This is a genomic window from Flavobacterium sp. (assembly GCF_027531905.1).
Classification (GTDB): Bacteria; Bacteroidota; Bacteroidia; order Flavobacteriales; family Flavobacteriaceae; genus Flavobacterium.
The window spans coordinates 1-1935 of sequence record NZ_JAPZSU010000006.1 but is presented as its reverse complement, the minus strand read 5'-3'; the positions used below and the strand labels follow the sequence as shown (position 1 = coordinate 1935).

The following is a 1935-nucleotide window of genomic DNA, read 5'->3' as shown; positions in this document are numbered from 1 at the left end:
AGTTTTTCTTCATCAATTTCTAATTTTGATAATTTCCAGCCGTCTTGAATCGGTAAAATAATTTTCTCTAGTATCGTTTTTATATCGTATTCCATTTTGTAAATTTAACCTTTTCACAAAATATCCAGTAGAAACGTTTTTTTTAAAGATGCTTAGGCATCTTTTTTTGTTTTAAGTACTTGTCAAATTGGGGATAACTTATTTTAGGACACAAGACTAACGACCCAATCAACCTATATTTGAGTTTTTCGAAGGATATGAGATAATAGATGTGATGATTTTCTCAAATTTCACCATTCACTTCTCAGGTCTAACATTTCAACGATTCAACAATTTTACATTAAATAGAGTGAAGTTTTGATTTCCTGCAAGGTCTTTTTTTGACCTTGTAGGTATTTCGAAAAGATACCTAAATACAAAGATCAAGCAAATCAGTCACCTTTTGAAATTTGGGATTTTGATTTTGGATTTAGGAATAGTTCACATTTCACCCAGCTCTGCAAAGTATTCTAAATTATAGATAATGTTGTGTATGCTGCGCAAAATGTCCTCACTTTGCGCCATTTTAAATCGTCTGCTAACCCTTATACTTCTTGATTAAATTTTGAATTTGGTATTTCAATTTTGGAATTTAGGACTAGCCCTGTTCCTGTGGTTATGATTTCATTAGTTGGGAATCATAAGTAAAAATACAATTTTGAATTAAAAATCATCGAACCCCACTAAAGAATAAAAGCCAAGTGAGATAAAATTCGCAATTTACCTTGCCCGGAAATTAAACGGCAGCATAAGAAAAAATATAATTTTGCACTGATAACCATCGAATACCTTTAAAATGCAAAACAAATGTGTTATAATAATGCAATACTAACTTGAGCGCTAGGTCATTAAGTAAAGAGATTTTAGATTGCTTCGCCAGTTCGCCTTCTAGGCTCGTGTAAAGAGTAATGATTCTTGACTCGAGCGGTAGCGAACTGGCGAAGCATTTTAGATTTTAGAGCAAGTGAATAAAAAGCACATGATTTTCAGTGTTTTATAAATCAGCAATCATTTGTTCATTTAACCCTTAACTTAATGAAATTGGGCTAGGCGAGGTGGTTTTGGTTCACAACACAAAAAAAATAGCAATAGTATTTTTTATTCTAGGGTAAACTCAATGGCGTCTCACCCCTGACAGGTTTTTGAAACCTGTCAGGGGTATAAGGCTAGACAACACTTCGAAGGTTTCGATAGGTATCGTTTTCACAACATAGAAAAAAAGAGCAATAGTATATTTATTCTCGGGTAAATTCAATGGCGTCTCACACCTGACAGGTTTTTGAAACCTGTCAGGTGTATAAGTCTAAAAACTTCTAGGATCCCGATAGGTAACGTTTTCACAACACAAAAAAAACAGCAATAGTATTTTTATTCTAGGGTAAACCCGCTGGGTGAAATTCAAAAAAACAAAAAACCTCACCACACTTCGATGCCTCAGTGCAGGCTAGAGTCATAGAGTAATCGCAAACGGACATAGAAACAAACAGAAATAGCACTATTTCTCACAATAGATGAGCTAGGGGAATAGTAAAACGTCTATTGGTTGCTATTAAAAATATGGTTACTAAAATAATTTTTCTCATAGGTATAGTATTTCCAAGATGAAAGGATAACCAAAATAGGTACGGTGACACTATCCCAAAAAGTGTGTAAGTTGAAAAGTCAAGGCTTCGGTTTTTATAATCGGAGCCTTTTTTCAAATAGAAGGATAAATTGGTTTAAAACCACTCCCCAATTTCGAATAGGCATTGACCATTTTTTTGTTGCTTCTCTTAAAGCCAAATATACCGATTTTAGAACTGCTTCATCTGTGGGGAAGGACATTTTATTTTTGGTGTATTTTCTAATCTTCCCGTTGAGATTTTCAATTAGATTTGTAGTGTAGATTATTTTTCT

General features: G+C 33.5%; 1 protein-coding gene. It reads right to left on the bottom strand.

All coding sequences use genetic code 11. From position 1 onward, the window contains the following. Positions 1–1716: 1716 nt before the first annotated feature. Positions 1717–1935, bottom strand: a 219-nt coding sequence (locus O9307_RS01900) for a transposase (protein WP_298294776.1), incomplete at its 5' end; no start/stop codon positions are given.